The 22639-nt window shown below is 74.3% G+C and carries 19 protein-coding genes and 2 riboswitches; of the genes, 14 read left to right on the top strand and 5 right to left on the bottom strand.

Going from position 1 to position 22639, the window contains the following annotated elements; all coding sequences use genetic code 11:
• Positions 1-32: 32 nt before the first annotated feature.
• The 8 genes from ACFYT9_RS18870 (at position 33) to cobF (ending at position 8465) form a co-directional block, all read left to right on the top strand.
• Positions 33-1625, top strand: a complete 1593-nt coding sequence (locus ACFYT9_RS18870) for a hypothetical protein (protein ID WP_389165157.1) — start codon at positions 33-35, stop codon at positions 1623-1625.
• On the top strand, positions 1622-2929 hold the full coding sequence (locus ACFYT9_RS18865; protein ID WP_389165155.1) for a hypothetical protein: 1308 nt from the start codon (positions 1622-1624) through the stop codon (positions 2927-2929). Before ACFYT9_RS18870 ends, ACFYT9_RS18865 begins: the two co-directional genes overlap by 4 nt.
• Positions 2926-4104, top strand: a complete 1179-nt coding sequence (locus ACFYT9_RS18860; protein ID WP_389165153.1) for a CbiQ family ECF transporter T component — start codon at positions 2926-2928, stop codon at positions 4102-4104. Before ACFYT9_RS18865 ends, ACFYT9_RS18860 begins: the two co-directional genes overlap by 4 nt.
• Positions 4101-5720 carry an ABC transporter ATP-binding protein gene (locus ACFYT9_RS18855; protein WP_389165152.1) on the top strand — a complete coding sequence of 540 codons (1620 nt, stop codon included), beginning with the start codon at positions 4101-4103 and terminating at the stop codon, positions 5718-5720. The genes ACFYT9_RS18860 and ACFYT9_RS18855 overlap by 4 nt, the downstream gene beginning before the upstream one ends.
• On the top strand, positions 5717-6598 hold the full coding sequence (locus ACFYT9_RS18850; RefSeq protein WP_389165149.1) for an ECF transporter S component: 882 nt from the start codon (positions 5717-5719) through the stop codon (positions 6596-6598). Before ACFYT9_RS18855 ends, ACFYT9_RS18850 begins: the two co-directional genes overlap by 4 nt.
• 64 nt (positions 6599-6662) lie before the next feature.
• Positions 6663-7190, top strand: a complete 528-nt coding sequence (locus tag ACFYT9_RS18845) for a flagellar hook-length control protein FliK (protein ID WP_389165147.1) — start codon at positions 6663-6665, stop codon at positions 7188-7190.
• 143 nt (positions 7191-7333) lie between these two features.
• A complete protein-coding gene (locus ACFYT9_RS18840) occupies positions 7334-7609 on the top strand; it encodes a hypothetical protein (RefSeq protein ID WP_389165145.1) in 276 nt (91 codons plus the stop codon).
• A 55-nt stretch (positions 7610-7664) separates the two neighbouring features.
• Entirely contained in the window at positions 7665-8465 is an 801-nt protein-coding gene (gene cobF, locus ACFYT9_RS18835) for a precorrin-6A synthase (deacetylating) (RefSeq protein WP_389165143.1), read from the top strand.
• A gap of 75 nt (positions 8466-8540) precedes the next feature.
• Here cobF and ACFYT9_RS18830 read toward each other — a convergent pair whose 3' ends face one another.
• From ACFYT9_RS18830 to ACFYT9_RS18810, 5 genes are all read right to left on the bottom strand, one after another.
• Positions 8541-9776 (bottom strand): mannosyltransferase family protein, encoded by a 1236-nt coding sequence (locus ACFYT9_RS18830; protein ID WP_389165142.1) that lies wholly within the window; start codon positions 9774-9776, stop codon positions 8541-8543.
• Positions 9777-10019: 243 nt separating this feature from the next.
• Entirely contained in the window at positions 10020-10508 is a 489-nt protein-coding gene (locus ACFYT9_RS18825; RefSeq protein WP_389165140.1) for a hypothetical protein, read from the bottom strand.
• Complete coding sequence (locus tag ACFYT9_RS18820; RefSeq protein ID WP_389165139.1) at positions 10501-11025, bottom strand: SigE family RNA polymerase sigma factor; 525 nt, start codon at positions 11023-11025, stop codon at positions 10501-10503. Before ACFYT9_RS18820 ends, ACFYT9_RS18825 begins: the two co-directional genes overlap by 8 nt.
• A 152-nt stretch (positions 11026-11177) precedes the next feature.
• A complete protein-coding gene (locus ACFYT9_RS18815; protein ID WP_387270368.1) occupies positions 11178-12281 on the bottom strand; it encodes a PP2C family protein-serine/threonine phosphatase in 1104 nt (367 codons plus the stop codon).
• Positions 12282-12520: 239 nt separating this feature from the next.
• The gene (locus tag ACFYT9_RS18810) at positions 12521-13885 is read right to left on the bottom strand and encodes a hypothetical protein (protein WP_389165328.1); all 1365 of its coding nucleotides are present in this window, start codon (positions 13883-13885) and stop codon (positions 12521-12523) included.
• Between the two features lie 183 nt (positions 13886-14068).
• A riboswitch (cobalamin riboswitch) is annotated at positions 14069-14145 on the bottom strand.
• A 122-nt stretch (positions 14146-14267) separates the two neighbouring features.
• Positions 14268-14400, top strand: a riboswitch (cobalamin riboswitch).
• A 105-nt stretch (positions 14401-14505) separates the two neighbouring features.
• Between ACFYT9_RS18810 and ACFYT9_RS18805 the strand changes: the two genes are divergently transcribed.
• From ACFYT9_RS18805 to ACFYT9_RS18780, 6 genes are read left to right on the top strand one after another with little or no spacing between them, the layout of a single operon-like run.
• Positions 14506-17361, top strand: a complete 2856-nt coding sequence (locus ACFYT9_RS18805) for a prenyltransferase/squalene oxidase repeat-containing protein (RefSeq protein WP_389165325.1) — start codon at positions 14506-14508, stop codon at positions 17359-17361.
• A complete protein-coding gene (locus ACFYT9_RS18800; RefSeq protein WP_389165137.1) occupies positions 17358-18344 on the top strand; it encodes a hypothetical protein in 987 nt (328 codons plus the stop codon). Before ACFYT9_RS18805 ends, ACFYT9_RS18800 begins: the two co-directional genes overlap by 4 nt.
• Before the next feature lie 4 nt (positions 18345-18348).
• Positions 18349-19533, top strand: a complete 1185-nt coding sequence (locus ACFYT9_RS18795; RefSeq protein WP_387270365.1) for an energy-coupling factor transporter transmembrane component T — start codon at positions 18349-18351, stop codon at positions 19531-19533.
• On the top strand, positions 19530-21185 hold the full coding sequence (locus tag ACFYT9_RS18790; RefSeq protein WP_389165136.1) for an ABC transporter ATP-binding protein: 1656 nt from the start codon (positions 19530-19532) through the stop codon (positions 21183-21185). Before ACFYT9_RS18795 ends, ACFYT9_RS18790 begins: the two co-directional genes overlap by 4 nt.
• Positions 21182-22006, top strand: coding sequence for an ECF transporter S component (locus tag ACFYT9_RS18785; RefSeq protein ID WP_389165134.1), 825 nt, complete (start codon positions 21182-21184; stop codon positions 22004-22006). Before ACFYT9_RS18790 ends, ACFYT9_RS18785 begins: the two co-directional genes overlap by 4 nt.
• Positions 22007-22047: 41 nt before the next feature.
• Positions 22048-22539 (top strand): DUF4430 domain-containing protein, encoded by a 492-nt coding sequence (locus ACFYT9_RS18780; protein ID WP_376599782.1) that lies wholly within the window; start codon positions 22048-22050, stop codon positions 22537-22539.
• Positions 22540-22639 lie beyond the last annotated feature (100 nt).

The raw sequence follows: 22639 nt of genomic DNA, 5'->3' as shown, positions 1-22639 counted from the left end.
TCACCGCGGGCCCCGTCGAAGGGATCTGTGCCATGCCCGGCGCCAGACCACCGGTCAAGCTCGCCGCCTCTCTCGGAGCCGGGGGCACGTTCCTCGCCGCCGTCCTGATCTCCTCCGGGGGCGGCGCGGTCGCCGCGCCTCAGCCCACGGCCGCCGCCGACGCCGCCCGCTGGCAGGCGGGCGAGCTCGTCGACGGCGGCATCCCGTTCTTCTCCGGGTCCGACTGGGGTCTGACCATCGACACCCTCGTCGCGCTCAAGGCGACGGGGGCGGACGACAAGGCGGCCGACGGGATCGTGGCGGCCCTCAAGGCGCACGTGCGCGACTACAACAGCAACGACGCCTGGGGAAAGCCCGGCCACCGCATATCGGGTGCCACGGCCAAGCTCCTCTACGCCGCCGTGGCCGCGGGGGAGGACCCCGCGAAGTTCGGGGCGTACGACCTCCGTCAGGAGACGGTCGACCTCATAGCCGGTCCTTCGGCCGGGCTGGAGAACGGCCGGCTGAAGGACAAGATCGTCGAGGGCAGCGAGACCGCGAACACCTTCGGCCAGTCCCTGGCCGTGCTGGGCCTGGCCCGCAGCGGCGACGTCCCGCAGAACGCCGTCGACTTCCTGATCGACCAGCAGTGCGCGGCCGGTGGCTTCCGGCTCTACCCGTACGCCTTCGGCGGCGACACCGTCACCGGGGACTGCGACGCCCAGGGGGCGGACGCGGTGCTCGACCCGGACTCCACGGCCATGGCGGTCCAGGCGCTGCTGGCCGCGGCCGAGGACGGCGCGGAGGGTGCCGCCGCGGCCGCGGCGAAGGGCGGTGACTGGCTGGCCGGGATCCAGAACGCCGACGGCTCGCTGAACGGCTCCGGCCCCACGGACTTCCCCAACGCGAACAGCACCGGTCTCGGCGGTCAGGCCCTCGCGGCCACGGGGCACCAGGCCGAGGCCGACGAGGCGGCCTCCTGGATCAAGGCGCACCAGCTCACGGCGTCGACCGCGGGCGCCGCGTCCGCAGAGGCCGGCGCCATCGCCTACAACGACGAGGCGCTCGCGGGCGCCAAGACGGACGGCATCCCGGAGTTCCAGCGCGACCAGTGGCGCCGCTCCACGCCGCAGGCCCTGCTCGCCCTCGCGCAGATCCCGCTGGGGAAGGTCGGCGTCACGACGCCCGACCCGGGTCCCGACCCGAGTGACACGCCGACGAAGGACCCCTCGAAGACCCCGAGCGGCACGCCCTCCCGGACCACCTCGGGCGAGCCGTCCCGCACGCCGAGCCACACCGCCGGCACCCCGAGCGGCACCGCCGGTACGCCCTCCGGCACGCCGACCGCTACGCCGTCGCGCACCGCGAGCGGTACCGCCGGCACGCCGACCGGCAGCCCGTCCCACTCCGCCGGCGGCACGCCGTCGCGCACCGCGTCCGGAGCGACCACGTCGCCGACGGACACCACCGCGCCCTACCAGGGCTCCGGTTCGGGTTCCGGTTCGGGATCCACCGGTGGCGGCGGCGCGCTGGCCAGCACGGGCAGCGGCGGCGTCCTGCTGCTCGGCGGCGGCGCCGCGGCGCTGACCGCGGCCGGCTACGCCGCGCTCCGCGCAGGCAGGCGCAGGCAGGGGTCCCACACGTGACGTCCACGACGCCACGGGGGCAGCGGCTCCGCTCGGGGCTGCTCGCCCTCGCCCTTCTCCTCGGCACGGCCGGGTTCGGCCTGGCCTCGGCGCCGGCCGCGTACTCCGTCGACCAGAGCCGCGGCACCCCGGGGTTCTGCCCGGACGACGACGGCGTCACCGTCGTCATCGACTTCCAGGAGCTCGGCGGACCGCTCATCATCCGCTGTGCCCGGGGCAGTCAGTCGACCGGGCATGCCGCGCTGAAGAACGCCGGCATCCAGATCGCCGGCACCAACCGCTGGGGCGAGGCGTTCATCTGCCGCATCGAGGGCAAGCCGGGACCGGGCAGCGAGCCGTGCATCGACACCCCGCCGGCGTCCGCCTACTGGTCCTACTGGCATGCCCCGAACGGCGGGAACTGGACGTACAGCCAGTGGGGCGTGACGAACCGCAAGCCGCCGACGGGCAGCTTCGAGGGCTGGTCGTTCTCGAAGAACAAGTCGTCCACCACCAATCCGCCGCCACGGATCGCACCGCAGCGCCCGGTCACGGCACCTCCCCCGCCCACCACGGAACCGGGCACCTCGGGCGGTTCCTCGTCCGGTGGGTCCTCGTCGGGAGGGTCCAGCTCCGGCGGATCGAACTCGGGCGGGTCGAACTCCGGTGGTTCCTCGTCCGGCGGGTCGTCCTCCGGCGGGGGCGGCACGTCGGGCGGCGGATCCTCCACCGGAGGCGGCTCCACCGGAGGCGGCTCCACCGGCGGTGGATCGTCCACGTCCGGAGGGTCGTCCTCCGGCGGAGGCGGCACGCCCGGCGGCGGATCCTCCGGCGGCGGAGCATCGTCCTCCGGCGGAGGCGGCACGCCGGGCGGCGGGTCCTCCGGCGGCGGTGCCTCCACCGGGGGCGGCGCACCGGCCGACGGTGGCGCGGGCCGGGGCGACTCGGTCGCGCCGGGCCAGGACCGGGAGCCCGGTACGTCGGCTCCCGGCCCGACGACCGGCGCCCCCGCGGCCGACCGGACCGCGGGGCCGAACAGCACCTCCCCCACCCCCTCCACGTCGCGCTCCGCCTCCGCGTCCCCCTCGACGTCCGCCCCGACGTCGGCCCAGCCGCTGCCCGGCACCCCGGGCCCGCCCAGCGAGGCGCCGGCGTGGACCGGGGTGGGGGCCGACGGCCTCCAGCAGGCGGACGCGACCGCCGAGCAGGGCATCCCGACCAGCACCCTGGTGGGGATCGCCGGAGCGACGGCCCTCGCGGCCGCGGCTTGCGTCACCGCCTGGCGACGCCGTCGCGCCGCCGGAGAGCCGGGCGAGACTCCGTGAGCCCTCGTCTCCTCCCGTTCCACCCGCCGCTGCCACGCGCCGTCCATCCCGGCGCGTGGTGGCTGTGGGCCCTGTGCATGGCCACCGCCGCCAGCCGTACGACCAACCCGCTGCTGCTCGTCCTGATCCTCTCCGTCTGCGGATACGTGGTGGTCAGGCGACGCGGCGACGCGCCCTGGGCGCTCGCCTTCCGGATGTACCTGATGCTCGGCGCCTTCATCGTGACGATGCGGGTGGTCTTCCGGATCGTCTTCGGCGGCGGGCAGGGCGACACCGTCCTGTTCGTCCTCCCCGAGATCCCCCTGCCCGCGTGGGCCGCGGGCATCAGGCTGTTCGGCGCGGTCGCCGCCGAACAGCTTCTGGGCGGGTTCTACGACGGGCTGCGGCTCGCCACCATGCTGGTGTGCGTGGGCGCGGCCAACGCCCTGGCCAACCCCAAGCGCATGCTCAAAGCCCTGCCCGGGGCGCTCTACGAGATCGGCACGTCGGTCGTCGTCGCCCTGACGTTCGCGCCGCAGCTGGTCGAGAGCGTCCAGCGGGTCCGCCGCGCCCGGCGTCTGCGGGCAGGCGGCCAGAAGGGTGCGCGTGCGCTGCGCGGCATCGTCATCCCGGTGCTGGAGGACGCGCTGACGCGTTCTCTGGCCCTGGCCGCCGCGATGGCCTCGCACGGCTACGGACGCACCGGGCGCATCTCACCCGGGGCCCGGTTCCTCACCGGCACTCTGGTGATCTCCGGTCTCCTCGGTGTCTGCGCCGGGCTGTACGGGGTGATGGACGCCTCGACGCCCCGCTATCTCGGCACCCCGATGCTGGCCGCCGGTCTGGCCGTCGCGACCACGGGGTTCCTGATCGGCGGCCGGAGGCTGCGGCGCACCCGCTACCGGCCCGACTCCTGGCGCGCGGGCGAGGTGGCCGTCGTCGTCTCGGGGCTGGCCGCGGCCGGCCTGATGTACGCCACCACCAAGGTCGATCCCGCGAACCTCTACCCCACCCTCAGCCCGCTCACCTGGCCCGAACTCTCCCTGCTGCCCGCGGCCGCGATCCTCACCGGCGTGCTGCCGGCCTGGCTCGCGCCGCCGCCCGAGCTCCTGTCGGACCCGCCGGAGGACGCCCCCTCCGAGCCGGTCCACAGCGAGACCGCACCGCCCGTACCGTCCAAGGAGCCCGTCGCATGATCGAGTTCAACGAGGTGACGTTCTCCTACGCGGGGGCCGACCGGCCTTCCCTGCTCGATGTCGACCTGTCCATCGGCGAGGGCGAGCTGTGCCTGGTGACCGGTCGCACCGGCGTCGGGAAGTCGACGCTGCTCGGCGCCGTCAACGGACTGGTGCCGCGCTTCACCGGCGGGCATCTCCGGGGCCGCGTCGCCGTCGACGGGCAGGACACGGCGCACCACCCGCCGCAGGAGTTCGCGCATCTCGTCGGCGTGGTCGGCCAGGATCCGCTCGCCGGGTTCGTGACCGACACCGTCGAGGAGGAACTGGCGTACGGGATGGAGCAGCTGCGGCTGCGGCCCGAGGTCATGCGCAAGCGCGTCGAGGAGACGCTCGACCTGCTCGGCATCGCCGACCTGCGCCGCCGCGCGCTGCGCACCCTGTCCGGCGGTCAGCAGCAGCGTGTGGCGATCGGTTCGGTGCTCACCACGCATCCGAGGGTGCTCGTGCTGGACGAGCCGACCTCAGCCCTGGACCCGACGGCGGCCGAGGAGGTGCTCGCGGCGATCATGCGCCTGGTGCACGACCTGGGCACCACGGTCCTGGTCGCCGAGCACCGCGTGGAACGGGTCCTCCAGTACGCCGACCGGCTGCTGCACCTGACGGGTGACGGGCGGGTCCGCGAGGGCGCGCCGGCCGAGCTGATGACGGGCAGCGACGTGGCCCCGCCCGTCGTCCGGCTCGGCCGTCTGGCGGGCTGGCGGCCGTTGCCGCTCTCGGTACGCGACGCGCGCCGTTCCTCGGCCGCGCTGCGGGACCGGCTGGCCGCTCTGGAACCCACTCCGGCGGCACGTCCGGAAGCCGGGGAGACGGCGCTGTCCGCCGACAAGGTGACGGTCGCCTACGGCCGGCACCTGGCCGTGAAGGCGGTCTCCGTCGAGCTCCGCGAGGGCGAGGTCACCGCGCTCATGGGCCGCAACGGCTCCGGCAAGTCCTCCCTGCTGTGGGCCCTGCAGGGCTCCGGCCCACGCCGCTCCGGCCGCGTGGACGTCTCCGGCACGGACCCCGGCAAGGCGTCCGCCCGCGAGGCGAGGGCGCTGGTGGGCCTGGTCCCGCAGACGGCCAGTGACCTGCTCTATCTGGAGACCGTCGAGGCGGAGTGTGCCCAGAGCGACACCGAGTCGGCGGTCGCGGCCGGCACCTGCCGGGCCCTCCTCGACTCGCTGGCCCCCGGCATCCCCGGCGGACGTCATCCCAGGGATCTGTCCGAGGGCCAGAAGCTGGCCCTGGTGCTGGCGGTTCAGCTGACGGCGGCCCCCGGTGTGGTGCTGCTCGACGAGCCGACCCGCGGCCTGGACTACCACGCGAAGGAACGATTCACCGAGGTCGTACGCGAACTCGCCGCGCACGGCCGGGCCGTGGTCGTCGCCACCCATGACGTGGAGTTCGTGGCGGGCGCCGCCGACCGGGTCGTGGTCATGGCGGAGGGCGAGATCGTCGCCGACGGGCCGACGGCGGACGTCGTCGTCTCCTCGCCCGCGTTCGCGCCTCAGGTGGCCAAGGTCCTGGCGCCGCAGCCCTGGCTGACCGTCGAACAGGTCGCCCGGGCGCTCGACGCGCGGGAGGTTCCCGCGTGACCACCACGACGACGAGTCCCCTCGGTACCGCTCCGCCCGCGCGGCCGGGCCACCGGGTGTCCGTCCTCCGTATCCGCCTGCGCACCTCGGTGGTGCTGACGCTGGCCAGCATCGCCGGTCTCGCGATGTTCTTCTGGCCGCTGTTCGCGCCGCCGCAGCCGGCGGCGATGGCCCACTCCGCCGACGCGCCGCTGCTGTTCATCATCGCGATGCCCGTGCTCCTGGCCGTGGTGCTCGCCGAGATGAGCTCGGGCGGCATCGACCCCAAGGTGCTGGCCCTGCTGGGCGTGCTGTCCGCCGTCAACGCCGGGCTGCGCCCGCTGGGCGCGGGCACGGCCGGCATCGAGACGGTGTTCTTCCTGCTCGTCCTCGCGGGCCGGGTCTTCGGCCCCGGCTTCGGCTTCGTGCTGGGTGCCGTCTCGCTGTTCGCCTCGGCGCTGCTGACGGCCGGGGTCGGTCCCTGGCTGCCCTTCCAGATGGTGTCCTCGGCCTGGATCGGGCTGGGCGCGGGACTGCTGCCGAAGCGGGTCACGGGTCGTGCGGAGATCGCGATGCTCGCCGGTTACGGGGTGTTCTCCGCCTATTTCTTCGGCTTCATCATGAACATGTGGTTCTGGCCGTTCACGGCGGGTATCGGCACCCAGCTCTCCTTCGATCCCGGCGCGTCCGTCGCGGAGAACCTGCACACCTTCGTGCTGTTCACCCTCACCACCTCCACCTTCGGCTGGGACACGGGCCGCGCGATCACCAACCTCGTCGCCATCCTCGTCACCGGCCCCGCCGTGCTGGCCGTCCTGCGACGCGCCTCCCGCCGGGCCGCCTTCGAGACGCCCGTCTCCTTCACCCCCCGACTGCCCGGCCCTCGCGCCGGAGCGTGAGCGTCCCCGGCCGCTCCACCCACGGGGCGGCCCCGAACGAGAAAGAAGCGAACCACCTATGAGAATGACGCACCGCCCTGTGCTGCGGGGCCTGCGCGCAGCCGTCCTCTCCGTCGCCCTGGTCCTGGGCCTGGGCGCGGTCGACTTCGCGACGGCTCCCGACGCCGTCGCCCTCAACGGCAAGGGCACCGCCGGCACCTGCCCCACCAGCACCGGCGTCACCGTCGTCGTCGACTTCCAGGAGCTCGGCGGCGGCACCGTCGTCCGCTGCGCGCCCGGCGACCAGGCCACCGGCCTCGCCGCGCTGGAGAACGCGGGCTTCGACGTCACCGGGACCCAGCGCTGGGGCAAGGCCTTCATCTGCCGTATCGAGGGCAAGCCCACCGCCGCCACCGAGTCCTGCGTGAACACGCCGCCCGCGTCCGCCTACTGGTCGTACTGGCACGCCCCGAACGGCGGCAGCTGGACCTACAGCCAGTCGGGCGCCTCGTCCCGCAAGCCGGCGCAGGGCAGCTTCGAGGGCTGGTCGTTCTCCCTGAACAAGACGGCGAGCACCAACCCGCCGCCGCGGGTCGCCCCGGTCCGCCCGTGACCGACGGGTGCGGCGGCTCTCCCCCGGGGCGAGCCGCCGCGCCCGCTCCCTCTCCCGCTCCCTCGCCCGGGAACTCTCGCCTTCACTCGTCCGTATCCTGATATGCCGCCGATCCGACCGACAGGCGGCCCCAGGGGGATGAGATGAAGCCGCACGCCCGACACATCGTCGTCGACGGGGAGGAGCTCGTCGTCCTGCCCGTACACGACTTCGACAACCTGCTGGCGAGCCGCCGGCAGCTGGGCGGCCAGGCGGCGCGGGTACGGTCTCTGCGCGAGGGACTGAACGAGCTCATCGAGTGCTTGCAGACCGTGGAGGAGCGGCTGGGATCGGCCGCCCCCGTCCCGGACCACGATGATCTGGCCGCCGAGCTCCGCCGGCGCCTTCACCGCGCACGGAAGCTCACGGGCATGAGCTGAGCAGGCTCCGCGGGGAATCTCCCCCGTGGACACACGATCAAGGAGCACCAGGGCGTTGGACGGCACGACCAGACACCTCGCGGTCATCGGCATCGGCTCGGGTGACCCCGACCAGCTGACCCTCGCGGCCGTGAAGGCCATGCGGACGACCGACGTGTTCTTCATCCTCGACAAGGGCCGGGAGAAGGCGTCCCTGGTCCGGCTCCGGCACGACATGCTGGACGAGCACGCCTCCGGGTCCCACCGGATCGTCGAGGCGGACGACCCGTGGCGCGACCGCGCCCAGGACGCGTCCTCCGGTTACCGGGAAGCCGTCCACGACTGGCGCCGCCGGCGCGCCGACCTCTGCGAGGGCCTGATCCGGGACGAGTTGGCGCCCGGGCAGCGCGGAGCGTTCCTGGTGTGGGGCGACCCCTCCTTGTACGACAGCACCCTGGCCGTCCTGGAGTCCATCGCGGCCCGGGGGAACGTGACGTTCACCTACGAGGTGATCCCGGGCGTCAGCAGCGTCTCCACGCTCGCGGCGCGCCACCGCATCGGTCTCAACCGGGTGGGCCGGCCGCTCCACATCACCCCCGGGCGACAGCTCTCCGAGACGCTCGGCGCGATCGGCAACGACGACGGCGACGTCGTCGTGATGCTCGACGCCCACGAGTCCTTCCGGCACCTCTCCGGCGAGGGCACGTGGATCTACTGGGGTGCCTACCTCGGCACCCCGGACGAGATCCTCGTCTCCGGGCCGCTCGGAGAGGTCGCCGACGAGATCCGGCGGGCCCGGGCCGAGGCACGGGCCACCCACGGCTGGATCATGGACACGTACCTGCTGAGGCCCCTCGCCGAGGTCGCGACGCCCTAGGGGTGTCCTCTCGCCACGAGCCCGGTCTGATCGGCGAGGCACCCCCTGGGCGTCGACGAAGCCGTTCCCGTACGTTCAGCCCGCCCAGCGTCCCGAGAAGTAGGTGACGGCGAGGACGACGGAGAGCGGGGCGGACAGGAACAGCCAGACGGCCGTCCTCCAGGGGGCGCGCAGAGTCCAGGCGGCGAGGCCGATCCAGAGGGGCCACCACAGCAGCGTCGCGCGGGGGACGGACATGTACCAGTACGAGGTGCCGAGCGCCCAGAGGCTGAGCGCGACGTAGACCGCCTCGGGCCAGCGGCGGGCGCGGGCGAGCAGGGCGACGGCCACGATCCCGACCACCATGGCGACGAGTTCGGCCTGCCACAGGAGCGCGTACGGGGTGGAGTAGCCGTGGCCGAAGGCGGCGTTCCAGGTGGTGCTCCAGGACTCCCACGGGGCGTGGAACTCCCGGTACCAGCCGCGCTCCTGGGCGTGCTTCCACGCCATCCAGTCCCCGGTGCGGCCGTGCAGGTACCAGACGTACAGCAGCGGCGGGAGCGCGGGAAGCGCGAGCCAGGGAAGCCGGCGTGCCAGGCCCCGGCGGCGGGCCGTGAGGGCGAAGTGGACGACGAGCGCGGCGAGCAGGAAGAGGCCGGTCACGCGCACGGTGGTGGCACCGGCGGTGAGCAGCGCCGCGAGCCGCCAGGCGTCGCGGCGGGCGGCGAGCCAGGCGGGAAGGGCGAAGGCGAGGAACAGCGACTCGGTGTAGCCGACGGCGAGGAACACGGCGCAGGGCGAGACGAGCAGCAGCAGGACGGCCCGGCGGGAGTCGGCCGTCTCCGGCAGGTGGTGCCGCGCGACGCGCCCGAGGGCGAGGACGGCGACGGCGCCGGCGAGCAGGGAGACGAGGAGTCCGGCCGCGGTCCAGTCGCCCACCAGGAGGTGCGCGGCCCGCAGCGCGAGCGGGAAGCCCGGGAAGAACGCCTCCCGGTTGTCCCACGGCTCGGGGCGGGCGGCCGGGTCGTCGGGGAAGTAGCCGTCGCGGGCGATGTGCAGGTAGTGGTCCCAGTCCCACCGCCCGACGACCTCGGCGAAGGAGTCCGGACGGTGGGCCTCGGGGTCGCTGGGGAAGAGCCAGGCGGTGCAGTAGGCGGTCAGGAGGAGGGTGACGCGGGTGAGCAGGTAGAGGGCGAGGACGTCGCGGTCGGCGGCGTCGAGCCGGAGTGCCCGGGGGAGGCGCGGCCGCGGCCGCCGGGGCGGGCGCGGGGGCGGCGTGTCGGGTATGACGTGGGCCCTCGGTGCTCGGAGGGCGTCTTCTGTCACGGTCATGGGGGGCTGCAATCGTTCGAGGGCATGGCGGGGCGGGGGACCCGGTCTCGATGAGGTGACCGGGTCCCCTGTGGGGTCTGCTCGGTGTGGGCCGGCGGAGGGCCGGGGGTGTCCGGCCTGCCGGTTCTGATGGGCGCCGGCGGAGGGCCGGGGGGCCCGCCCTGCCGGTTCTCTTGTGCGCCGGCGGAGGGCCGGGGCCACCCTCCCCCGCCCGGTGGGTGTCGGCGGAGGGCCGGCCGGGGGCTACCCGGCGCCCCCCGGCGGAGTGGTGGTCGTGGCGCTCCCGGGCGGAGTGGTGGTCGTGGTGGCGCCCGGCCGGGTGGTGGTCGTGGAGGTGGGGATGCCGGCGGGCGGGGTGGTGGTGGCGCCGACGGACGGGGGCTGGGTCGTGGGCGGGAGGGTCGGGGGCGGTGCGGTGGTCGTGCCGGCGGGGGCCGGTCCGCTCACGGACGGACTCGTCGCGGGGACGACCGGCTGGGGCGGCCCCGCGAGCAGGGTGCCCAGGGCGGCTCCTCCCCCGCCCACGACCAGGCAGGCTCCCGCGGCGAGCACAGCGAGCCGGCGCCGGTGGACGCGGCGGCCCCGGGCGCTGATCTCGCCGGCCGGCGCGTACGTGGCCCGTGCCCGGCCCGCCGCGGCCGCCTGCTCGAAGAGCGACTTCAGCGGGTCGCTGGAGGAGGCGCCGGACGGCTCGCGGGCGGGGTCCTGCGACGGACCGTGGGAGTCATGCATCGGGTGCCTCCTCGCTGGACGGGTGGGCGGTACGGGGGCTGCGCGGGTCCTCGATGCGGTGGGCGAGCGCGGCCCGTCCGCGGGAGAGGTGGGTCTTGACGGTGCCGGTCGAGAGGCCCGTCTCGGCGGCGACCTGGTCGACGCTCAGGTCGCACAGGTAGTGCAGGGCGAGGGTGCGGCGCTGCTGCTGCGGCAGTCCCCGCATGGCCTCGACGAGGACGAGGTGGTCGGGCTCGGGGCCGTCCACCACCACGGGTGCCACGGCGTCCCGCCGCCACGCCTCGGCCGTACGCCGGCGAAAGCGCCATCGGCTGACCGCGAGGCGCCAGGCGACCGTACGGATCCACGCCTCCGGCTGCCCGTCCCGGTCCAGCTGCCGCCGGCGGTTCCAGCCCTTGACGAAGGCCTCCTGCACGACGTCCTGCGCCTCGTGCAGATCGCCCAGCATCACGTACAACTGCCCCGTGAGCCGCGCCACCGCCTGGGCGTAGAACTCTTCGAACTCCTCGACCGTCAACGAACGACTCCCGCATCTCCGACTACACCCCGCATACGCCTGCCGCCGGGTCCCCGGTTGACACGGGGACCCCACGATCAGAGTGATCGTGATCACATGACCGGACCGGCAGGACACGCGTCGGGGCGGCCGTACGGGACGGCGCCGGGCCGTCAGTCGGGCCCGGAGGCGTCCAGGGTGAGGATCAGGAGGGTGACGTCGTCCTGGATCCCCGCTGCGAAGCGGCTCAGGTCCGACCAGATCGCGGCGGGCAACTCGTCCGGTCCGAGGCCGGTCATCCGGGCCAGGCGTGCGGCGAAGGGATAGAAGGCGCCGGAGGCGTCCCGCGCTTCCAGAACGCCGTCCGACGCGAGGAGGAGCCGGTCACCGGGCCGGAGCGACACGGTGGCGGCGGTTCCGGGCGCCACGTCGGCGAGGCCCAGGCCCAGGGGCGGCCCCGGGTCGAGGTCGAGGGTGCGCACGGCGCCGCCGCGCAGCAGGACCGGCGGCGGATGGCCGCAGGCCAGGACGCGGACCTCCCGCCCGTGCGGGGCGAAGTCCAGGAGGACGGCCGTGGCGAAGAGTTCGGCATGCTCCGTGCGCGCGGAGTCGACCACGAGCCTGCGGTCCAGCCGCGCCGCGACCGCCTCCGCGTCCGCGTCGTCCAGGACGGCCTCGCGGAACGCCCCCAGGACGGACGCGACCGTGGCGACGGCCGACAGGCCGTGGCCCTGTACGTCGCCGAGGACCGCCCGCACCCCGTAGGGGCCGGCCCTGACGTCGAAGAAGTCGCCTCCCACCAGCGTGCCCGCCTCGGCGGCCCGGTAGAGGCTCGCGCAGCGCACGGGACCGACGCGCCGCCGTACGTCGGGGACGATGGCCCGCTGGGCCGTCTCGGCGACGGCCCGTTCCAGGTCGAGCTGCTCGTCCCTGCGCCCCCGGACGAAGGACACGAAGACGCTCAGGGTGGCGACGAAGCCGAGGGTGACGAGGTCGGTGTTCCCCGGCCGGTCCAGATGGAAGGCGGGAACGGTCAGCAGCGCGATCGTCGCGGCGCCGAGGAGGGCCGTGGCCAGCGGTCCGTAGGCCAGGACGGCCAGTGGGGAGACCGCGCCCAGCAGGAAGCCGATGTCCACCGGGACGGAGTCGGTGAGGGAGGCCACCCCCACCCCGACGAGCAGCAGCACGGGCAGGACCCGGACCCAGCGGGGCGGCGGCGCCCCGCGCAGCCAGCTCCGCCGGTACGCGCCGTTCACCGCCTTCCCCGGCTTCACCACACCACCAGGCTCCTACGCCGGTGAGCACCACGCACTCCGCGTCGCGCGACGGGGCCGCGGGGACGCGCCCGCGGCCCCGGTGGCCCCGGGGCTGTTCCCCCGGACCCAGGGGCTTCCACCGTGAGTGACCGCCCTCCGGGCACCGAAGCCCGGAGGGCGGTCACTCACAAGTCCGACTGCATCACAGTTCGTGACGGAGGCGGGCGAACGGGCGCCCGCCTGTCGTGCCCGGGCCGGGGTCAGGCGCCCCAGCGCAGCGCGATGGTGTCGCCGACGTTGACGGTCGTCTCGCGCAGGGCTCCGGTGAAGGCGGAGCCGTCGGTGCTGACCTTCCAGGTGTTCGATCCGCTGTTCGCCTTGCCGTTGAGCGCGGTGATCGCGCCCGTACCCGACGCGGGGGTGACGCTCGTGACGCAGCCGGACGGGGTGGCGGCGCCCGTCGCGGCGGCGAGGACGTCCCCGAGGGTCGTGGTCGTCGCCGTGGGCGTGAAGGAGACCGCGCACACCTTGAGGTTGCCGGCGCCGTCGTCGACGGTGAGCGCGAGCTTGGTGGCGGTCCCCGGGGTGAATGTCGACTGGGCGACCCACTGGGGGGCGCCCGGGGTGACCGGGACCGGCGGGGCCGCGGTGAAGCCGCCTCCGGCGACCGCGCGCAGCGCGTCGATCGAGGAGTACGCGGAAGGAGTGGTGTCGGCGGGCTTGTACTTGAAGCCACCCGCCGGGTTGTACTGGTTGGCGAGGAGGAAGTCGATCGGGGTCTTGGTGGCGAGGGTGGTGAACTCCGCCGACTGCGGGTTGAATCCGCAGGCGTTGAGGCCCGAGACGCCCCAGCCGTTGGAGCTGGTGTTGACGCCGTAGAGGGAGTTGAACGCGCCCGAGGAGCTGACGAGCTTGCCCTTGAGGAAGTTCTTGCCCTGGACGACGTCCGCGTCCGTGTTCGGGACGCCGGAGACGCACAGCGCGGCCATGGCGGCGCCGGTCATGTCGATGTCGCTCGCGGTGTTGATGGCGGTGGGGTTGCCCTCCACCTTCTGGTAGGTCCAGCCGCCGTCGTTGTGCTGGTTGGCGCGGAGGCGGGCGACCATCGCGGCCGTCAGGGCCTGCGGGACGCGGGCGGAGCCGGCCTGGGTCTTGGCGCCGCCGAGGGCGAGGGCGGCGAAGACGGTGCCGTTGAAGTTGGCGGAGGGGCCGAAGTAGCCCGGTTCGGCGGTCTGCCAGTACCCGTAGATGTTCGCGATGAGGTTGCGCGAGGCCGAGACGCGCGCCGGGTCGATGCCGGCGGCGTAGGCGTTCAGCGTCCCCCGCTCGTAGTCGGTGACCACCGGGGTGGCGGACGGCCACGCGGCGGTCGACAGCAGGTTGCGGTAGACGGTTCTGGCGTTCTTGGTGGTGTCGCCGCCGGGTGCCACGTCGACGACGGCGGTGCCCGCGGCGGCGAAGGCGCTGAACGCCCACTCGTTGGAGAGACCCGAGCCGGCGTACGAACCGTCCGCCGCCTGGAGCGACTTGAGGTAGGCCACACCGTTGGTCTTGGAGGTGGCGATCTGCGCGGGGGTGGAGGTCGCGAAGGCGGGGAGCGTGCTGAGCGCGAAGGCGCCGAGCATCGCCGGCACCGCGAGCGCGAGACGGCGTGAGGTTCGGGGAAGGGACAAGGCGTCCTCCTGAAGTCGGCGGACGCCGGCCGCTCCGGTGCAGGCGCGCGTCACCGTGCCGGAGCACGGCCGGGGCATGGCCGGGGACCGCCGTCCGGAACGCGTGGTACGGCTTCGTGTCGTGCGTCGCCGTATGGGCATTCGGGCTCGGAAACGGCCCCCCGCCGTCCCACACCGCTGCGCGTCAGCTCCGGCTTCGCACCGGATTCCCCCATGTGGCAGCCCAGGACGCTACCCGAACGGCCGAGGTACCGCCAGCGTCACCGAGGGGGTGCCCGGTGGGCCGGCCGAGCGGGCGGCCGGTGAGACGCGGACCACCTTGACGATGCCAACTGATCCGTGTTGCACTCCGCCTGATAAGCAATCAGCACCAGGGGAAGCCGGTCGAATTCCGGCGCTGACCCGCAACCGTGGACCCGGCCAGGACCGGGTGAGCCGGAATGCCTGGGCTGGAAATGAGCACGAGGAACGCCGTCGCGGACTACGGCGTGGTCGTCACCGCCCCGCCACGGCGTCGCCGTCGCGAGGCCATCGCCACGTACGCAGCCGCCCGGCAGAGACGAGGGGCCGCGGTGGGGACCGAACAGCAGGCGAGACGGTGGCCGAGGGCGAGACGACGCCTGGTGTCCGTCCTGACCGTTTCCTTTCTGACGCTCGGTACGGGCCTGGCCCACTTCACGGCCGCCACGCCGGCGAGCGCCGACCCGATGAAGAAGTGCACCCGCACCACCGGCGCCATCGTCGCCGTCGACTTCGGTCACTGGGGCGGCCCCGTGGTGCGCGGCTGCGACGCCACCCCCACGACCGGCTACGAGCTGCTGCAGTCCGGCGGGTTCAGCACCGCGGGTACGGAGCACGACGGACCCGCGTTCATCTGCCGCATCGGCAACGGCTCGTTCAACCGGGGCAAGCAGTACCCCACTCCGGCCCAGGAGGACTGCGTCCTCACCCCGCAGGCCACCGCGTACTGGTCGTACTGGATCGCCTCGCCCGGGCAGCGGAAGTGGACGTACAGCCCGCTGGGGGCCATGTCCCGCACCCTCAAGCCGGGCGACGTGGACGCGTGGGTCTTCGGCGGCACCGACATCGGCGGCACCAAGGGCCGGCCCACCTTCACCCCTGACGACGTCCGCGCGGACGGAGGCGACCCGCCGGACCCGGGCGACCCGCCCGCCCCGAGCGTGCCACCGGGCTCGGTCGACCTGCCGGCGGCGGCCCGCTGGCTCACCGACCGGCTGACGAACGGCCAGCGGGTGGTCAACGAGGGCGACACGGTGCCGAACTACCTCGCCACCACCGAGGCCGCCTGGGCCCTGGCCGCCGCCGACGGCGAGAGCCCCGCGGCCCGGAGGATCGCCGCCTTCCTCGGCAGGCCCGAGCACACCGACGCCTACGCCTACCCCGCCGGGAAGGACGAGGCGCCCGACGCCACCGCCGCCGCCCGCCTCGCGCTCGTCGCCGAGGCCACCGGCAAGGACCCGCGTGACTTCGGCGGCCACGACCTCCTCGGCGACCTCCTGGCGAACGTCTGCCTCAGCGGCTCGGACGCTCCCCAGCCCGTCCCCGGCTGCACCACCAAGGGCGACTTCCGGACGACCGGACAGACCGAGGGCCAGGCCCTCGCCGTCATCGCCCTGCTGAACGGTGACGTGACCCCGCCGGCCGAGGCGGTGACGCGGCTGACTCAACTCCAGTGCGACGACGGCGGATTCCCGAGCTTCCTGATCCTGGACGGGCAGGTCTGCGAGAGCGAGGCCGGGAGCACCGCGCTGGTCGCGCTCGCCCTCCAGCGGGCCGGCGGCCACAAGGCGGTCGTCACCAAGGCCCGCTCCTCTCTGAAGAAGGCCCAGTTCAAGACCGGTGCCTGGCCCGCCGTCTCGTACAGCGTCCCGGGCAGCGCGTACGCCACGGGCTGGGCGGCCCAGGCGCTGCGGGCGCTGGGCGACCGGGCCCACGCGGACGCGGCCGTCTCCTGGCTCTCCCGACAGCAGCTCCCCGGCGGGGGCTTCGCCTTCGAGGAGGGCACCCCGGACCCGCTGCTCTACGCCACCACCGCGGCCCTCATCGCGGGCGCGAAGAGCGACCTGGTGACGCTGACCACGAAGGAGCCGGCGCCGCCGACCACCCCTCCGACCACTCCGCCCACGACACCCCCGACCACGGCCCCTCCCACGACCGGGCCCACCAGTCCCCCGGCCGGTGAGGGACCGGACCTCAAGAAGGGCTCGGCCTACCTCGCCGACCACCGGCGGCTGATCCAGGGCCGGTACTACGAGGGCAGCCCCCGCTTCGCCGACTACGGCCTGACCATCGACGGCGCGTACGCGCTCGCCGCCACCGGCCACGACAACGCCACCCTGCGCAACATCGTCGACTTCCTCGACAAGGGCGGCGAGGACGCCTCGGGCCGCGGCGTCCACGACTGGACCAAGGTCGGCACCAAGTACGCCGGCGGCGGGTTCATCGGCAAGGCGGCGGTCCTCGCCGAGTCCGTGGGCCGCGACCCCCGCGCCTTCGGCGGGAAGGACCTGATCGCCGCGCTCGCCCGGGGCGTCTGCCCGGCCGCGACCCCGGCCGAGCCCCGCAAGTGCGCCGGCCAGGGCAACTACACCTACGCCACCTCGGTCTTCTCCCAGTCCCTGGGCGTCATCGCCCAGGTCAGGGCGGGTGAGACGGCCGCCGCGGCCTCGCCGGTGGCGTACCTCAAGAGCCTCCGCGACCCGTCGACCGGCGCCTGGCCCAGTCTCATCGGCGAGCCGAGCGACATCGAGGTCGACTCGACGGCGATGGCCGCGATGGCCATGGACCTGCTGCCCGACGCCGAGGCGCAGGCGGCCGTGGACCGGGCCCTGGTGTGGCTGGCCGGGCAGCAGCTCCCCGACGGTGGCTTCCCCGGAGCCTCCGGGAACTCCGTCAACTCGGCGGCGCTCGCCGTCCAGGGGCTGTCGCTGGACACCGAGAAGTACGCGGCCGAGATCGCGAAGGCGCGGAAGTTCCTGGCCTCGCAGCAGAACAAGGACGGCGGCTTCAACGTCAGCAAGGGCGGTCAGGCAGGATCCGACGTCCGGGCCTCCGCCCAGGCGGTCGGCGGGGCCACCGGCATCTCCTTCGGCACGCTGACCCGTGACCTGAGCGGCACGACCGCCGAGCCGGTCCCGAGCCCGTCCGGGCCGCCCGCCTCCCCCTCGTCGACGCCCGTGATCATCACCCCGGGCGAGGACGGCGGCACGGAGAGCGGCGGATCCCAGACGTCCGGCACGGGCGGCGGCGAGGCCCAGGCGTCCGGCACCGGGAAGGGCGGAAGCCTCGCCGCCACCGGGTCGCAGGTCACCGCCCTCGCCGTCACGGCCGTGCTCCTGGTCGCCGCGGGCTGGGGCGCGACCCACCTCGCCCGCCGGCGGCGCGAGACCGACGGCGGCCCGGCATGACCACTCGCCGCGTCCCGCGTTCCCTCACGCGTGCGGGGACCGCGCTGGGGCTGTCGGTGGCGGCCGTCGCCGCCACCGCGGCCCCGGCCGGCGCCGCCCCCCAGCCGATGGGGCAGTGCACCACCTCCTCCGGCGCCGTCCTCGCCGTCGACTTCAGCCACTGGGGAGGGCCCATCTACCGCTCGTGCGGGACGACCCCCACGACCGGGTACGAGCTCCTGAACCAGGGCGGCTGGCGGACCACCGGCACGGGCCACGACGGCCCCGCCTTCATCTGCCGCATCGGCTACAGCGGTCACCAGGGAGGGAAGCAGTACCCGACGCCCCAGCAGGACGACTGCGTCCTCACCCCGCCCGCCTCCGCGTACTGGTCGTACTGGCACGCGGATCCGGGCGAGAACACCTGGGAGTACAGCCAGCTCGGCGCGATGCTCTACAAGCCCAAGCCCGGCAGCGTCGACCTGTGGATCTTCGGCGGCACCAACATCGAGGGGACCGAGGGGAGGCCCACCGTCACCCCCGACCAGCTGCGCGCGAAGAACACCCGGCCCACCGGGGGCGGTCAGCCGGTGCCCCGGGACACCCGGACCGCGGCGCCGCTGCCGCCGGACGTCGACACCGGCCCCGCTCCGGAGAACCCGCCCCCGACGGAACCGCCGGCTCCGCCGACGACCGCTCCCGTGACGCGACCGCCCGCGCCGACACGCACCCCGACCCCCTCGCGGAGCCCCTCGCCGACCCCGTCGAAGACCGCGTCCCCGACGCCCGCCACGACCCCTCCGACGACCCCTCCGAGCCCGACCGCGACGACCGGCTCGCCGGCCGTCGCCGCCCCGGGCCCCGCGGTCGTCGACGCGGCGCCCGCGGCGGACGCCCCCGTCGACACGGGGTCCTGGGTGCCCGCCGCCGTGACCGGTCTCCTGGGCCTGCTGATCGGCGCGGCCGCCGTCTTCGCCGCCAAGCGCCGCCGGCGTACGGAGTAGCCGCGTGCCCCGTGCCTCCACGGCAGCCGTCGCACCGTCCGTGTCCGGCCCCGCGCCGGACGCGGGCGGCCGCCGCCTGCCCCGCTCCCTGCACCCCGTCGCCTGGTGGATCTGGGCCCTGGCGCTCGCGACGGCGGTGAGCCGCACCAACAACCCGCTGCTGCTCTTCCTCGTCCTCGCCGTCCTCGGATACGTCATCACGATGCGCCGCACCGAGGCGCCCTGGGCGCGCGGCTTCAAGTACTACCTCTACCTCGCCCTCACCGTCGTCGCGATCCGGGTGGTGTTCCGCGCGGTCTTCGCCACCGGGATCACCCCGCACGACCACTTCCTCTTCTCGCTCCCGCACCTCCCCACCCCGGACTGGTACGCCGGGATCCAGATCGGCGGGCCCGTCTCCCTGGAGGCGCTGCTCTCCGCCGCCACCGACGGGCTGCGGCTGGCGTGCATGCTCTGCTGCATCGGCGCCGCCAACACCCTCGCCAACCCCAAGCGGGCCCTGCGCGTGCTGCCCGGCGCGCTGTACGAGCTCGGCGTCGCCGTCACCGTCTCCCTCAGCGTGGCGCCCCAACTGGTCCAGAGCGTGCAGCGCGTGCACCGGGCGCGGCGGCTCCGCGCCGGGCGCTCCAAGGGTCTGCGGGCCCTGCGCGGGATCATCGTCCCGGTGCTGGAGGACGCGCTGGAACGCTCCCTGCGGCTGGCGGCGGCGATGGACTCCCGGGGCTACGGGCGGGCGGGGACGGCCACCCGCCGGTCGCGCCGGGCCACCGGCGCGCTGATGCTGCTCGGCATGTGCGGGCTCTGCGCCGGCGCGTACGGGCTCCTCGACGCCACCGCCCCCGCCGTGCTCGGCTTCCCGGCGCTGGTGGCCGGCGGGCTGCTGTGCGTGGCGGGGCTCCGTCTCGGGGGGCGCAGGGTGACCCGTACGACCTACCGCCCGGATCCGTGGCGGGCCGCCGAGTGGGCCGTGGCCGGCTGCGGCGTGCTGTCCGCGGTGCTCCTCTTCAGCAACGCCGGCTTCGACGCGGCCGAACTCAATCCGTCGATCTACCCGCTCAGCTGGCCCACCCTCCCGCTGGTCCCGGCCGCGGCGATCCTCCTGGCCGGGACCGCCGGGTTCGTGGCCCCTCCCCCCAGTCCGCCGGTCCGGCCGGCCCTTCCCGCACAGCGCACCGAGGAACCCACGTGATCAGCTTCGACCAGGTCTCCGTCGTGTACGACGACACGGCCGAGCCCGTCCTGCGGGACGTGGACCTGACGGTGGAGGAGGGCGAGCTCTGCCTGGTCGTCGGCCACACCGGCACCGGCAAGTCGACCCTGCTCGGCACCGTCAACGGGCTCGTGCCGCACTTCACCGGAGGCACGCTCCACGGCCGGGTCACCGTCGACGGCCGGGACACCGCCGACCATCCTCCGCGCGAGCTCGCCGATGTCGTGGGGGTCGTCGGCCAGGACCCCCTGGACGGCTTCGTCACCGACACCGTCGAGGAGGAACTCGCCTACGCGATGGAGCAGTTGGCGGTGCCGCCGGCCACCATGCGCAAGCGGGTGGAGGAGACCCTGGATCTGCTGGGGCTCGCCGACCTGCGTCACCGGGCCCTCCACGAACTCTCCGGCGGACAGCAGCAGCGCGTCGCCATCGGCTCCGTCCTCACCGCGCACCCCCGGGTCCTCGTCCTGGACGAGCCGACCTCGGCGCTGGACCCGACGGCCGCCGAGGAGGTCCTGGCCGCCGTCACCCGGCTCGTCCACGACCTCGGCGTCACCGTCCTGCTCGCCGAGCACCGGCTGGAGCGCGTCGTCCAGTACGCGGACCGCGTCCTGCACCTCCCCGGGGACGGCCGGGTGGTCTCCGGGCCGCCGGCGCAGATCTTCCGTACGGCATCCATCGCCCCGCCCGTCGTGGAGCTGGGCCGGACCGCCGCCTGGTCCCCGCTGCCCCTCTCCATCCGCGACGCGCGGCGGGCGGCGGCGCCGCTGCGGACCCGGCTGGAGCGGGTAGTGCCGCCCCCGGTCCGGCCGGCGCCCGGCGCGGACCGGCCCGTCCTGCTGACCGCGCGCGGCATCACCGTGACGTACCAGGGCGTGCCCGCGGTCCGCGAGGTCGACCTCGACCTGCGGGGCGGGGAGGTCACCGCGCTGATGGGCCGCAACGGCTCCGGGAAGTCCTCCCTGCTGTGGGCGCTCCAGGGCTCCGGTCCCCGCAAGGCGGGTTCGGTCGCCGTCGGGGAGGCGGGCGAGCCTGGGTCGCGAGATCCCCGGAAGGTCTCGGCGGCGGAGGCCCGGCGGCTCGTCGGCCTGGTGCCGCAGACCCCCACCGACCTCCTGTACCTGGAGAGCGTCAAGCAGGAACTCGACCAGGCCGACGCCGAGTCCGGGGTCGGGGACGACGGGGTTCCGGCACGGTCCCTGCTGGACCGGCTCGCCCCCGGCATCCCCGACACCACGCACCCGCGCGATCTGTCCGAGGGCCAGAAGCTGGCCCTGGTGCTGGCGATCCAGCTGGCCGCCGCCCCCCGGGTGGTGCTCCTCGACGAGCCCACGCGCGGGCTCGACTACCGGGCCAAGGGCGCCCTGATCGGCATCGTGGACGGTCTCGCGGCCGAGGGGCGCACGGTCGTCATCTCCACCCACGACGTGGAGTTCGTCGCCCGCGCCGCCGACCGGGTGGTCGTCATGGCCGAGGGGGACGTCGTCGCGGACGGGCCGACCACCGAGGTCATCGTCGCCTCCCCGGTCTTCGCCCCGCAGACGGCGAAGGTCCTCGCCCCCCTGCCCTTCCTCACGGTGGACCAGGTGGCGGCGGTGCTCGACGCCGACGGAACGGACCCGGAGTCATGAGCGCCTCCCCCGCCGCCATCCGCATCCGGCCCCGGGCCGGGATCGTGATCGCCATGGCGGCCTTCCTCGGCGTCGTCGCGTTCTTCTGGCCGTTCCTGGTCGCGCCGGGGAAGTTCGGCTCGAACTACGCCCCGCCGCTGATCTTCGGCGTCCTGCTCGTCGTGGTGCTCTCCGTGGTGATCTCGGAGATCGCGGAGGGTGGGATCGACTCGAAGGCCCTGGCGATGCTGGGCGTGCTCTCCGCGGTGAACGCCGCGCTCCGCCCGCTCGGGGCGGGCACCGCCGGCATCGAGACCGTGTTCTTCATCCTCGTTCTCGCGGGGCGGGTGTACGGGCCGGGCTTCGGGTTCACGCTGGGCTGCACGTCGCTGTTCGCCTCCGCCCTCATCACCGGCGGCGTCGGCCCCTGGATGCCGTACCAGATGTTCGGCTGCGCCTTCGTCGGGATGCTCGCGGGCTTCCTCCCGAAGGCCACGGGCCGGCGGGAGGTCGCCATGCTCGCGGTGTACGGATCGCTCTCCGGCTATCTGTTCGGCTTTCTGCTCAACCTGTCGTTCTGGCCCTTCTCGCTCGACCCGAACAGCTCCATCGCGTACCTCCCGGGCCTGCCGTTCACCGAGCAGTTCCAGCGGTACATCGCCTTCGACCTGGCGACCTCGCTCGGCTGGGACACCGGCCGCGCCGTCACCAACCTCGTCGCCATCACCCTGGCCGGCCCCGCCGTCCTCACCGTCTTCCGCCGCGCCGCCCGCAAGGCCCGCTTCCAGGCCCCGGTCCGGTTCTCCGGCCGGGGCGCGGGCCCGGACGGCACGCCCGGTTGAACCACGCACCATCCACCGCACGCTCCGTCGAGAGGAACCCCATGCGCACCTCCCTGCTCCGCCGCACCGCCGTCACCACGGCGGCCCTCGGCCTCGCCCTGACCGCCTCTCCGGCGGTCGCGCAGCCGGAGACCGCGGCGGCGTTCACCAACGCCCCGGTGAGAGTCACGGTCAAGGTCCAGGGCCCCGACGGCCTGCTCTTCCAGAAGAAGATCTTCACCTGGGGCCACGACGTCACGACCGCCACCGGCGGCACCCACAAGTGCGACGGCACCAACGGCTCCGCGCACGCGACCAAGGTGCCGACCCCCACGGCCGCCCTGGACCACGCGGCCAAGCGCAACGGCTTCACCTGGGACGGCACCTGGTACGCCTCCTTCGACGACTACTCCGTCGACACGGTCAAGGGCGTCAGCGGCGGCGGCTCCGCCTACTGGAACATCGCGGTCAACGGCGTCTCCACCCCGGTCGGCGGCTGCCAGTTCGAGATAGAGAACGGCGACGAGGTGTCCTTCACCTGGACCTCCTTCTGATCTGAGGGACACGCGGGCCTCCTGCCGGCACCCGGGGTGGCGGCAGGCGGCCTTTCGGCGTGTCGGGGCGGGACCCGATCGTGTGGTGTTCCTGGGACTC

Origin of the sequence: Streptomyces sp. NPDC004435 (genome assembly GCF_042873895.1) — a bacterium.
In the GTDB taxonomy this organism is placed as follows: domain Bacteria; phylum Actinomycetota; class Actinomycetes; order Streptomycetales; family Streptomycetaceae; genus Streptomyces.
Note: the sequence above shows the minus strand (reverse complement) of the source record. Positions and strands in the feature narration are given on the sequence as shown.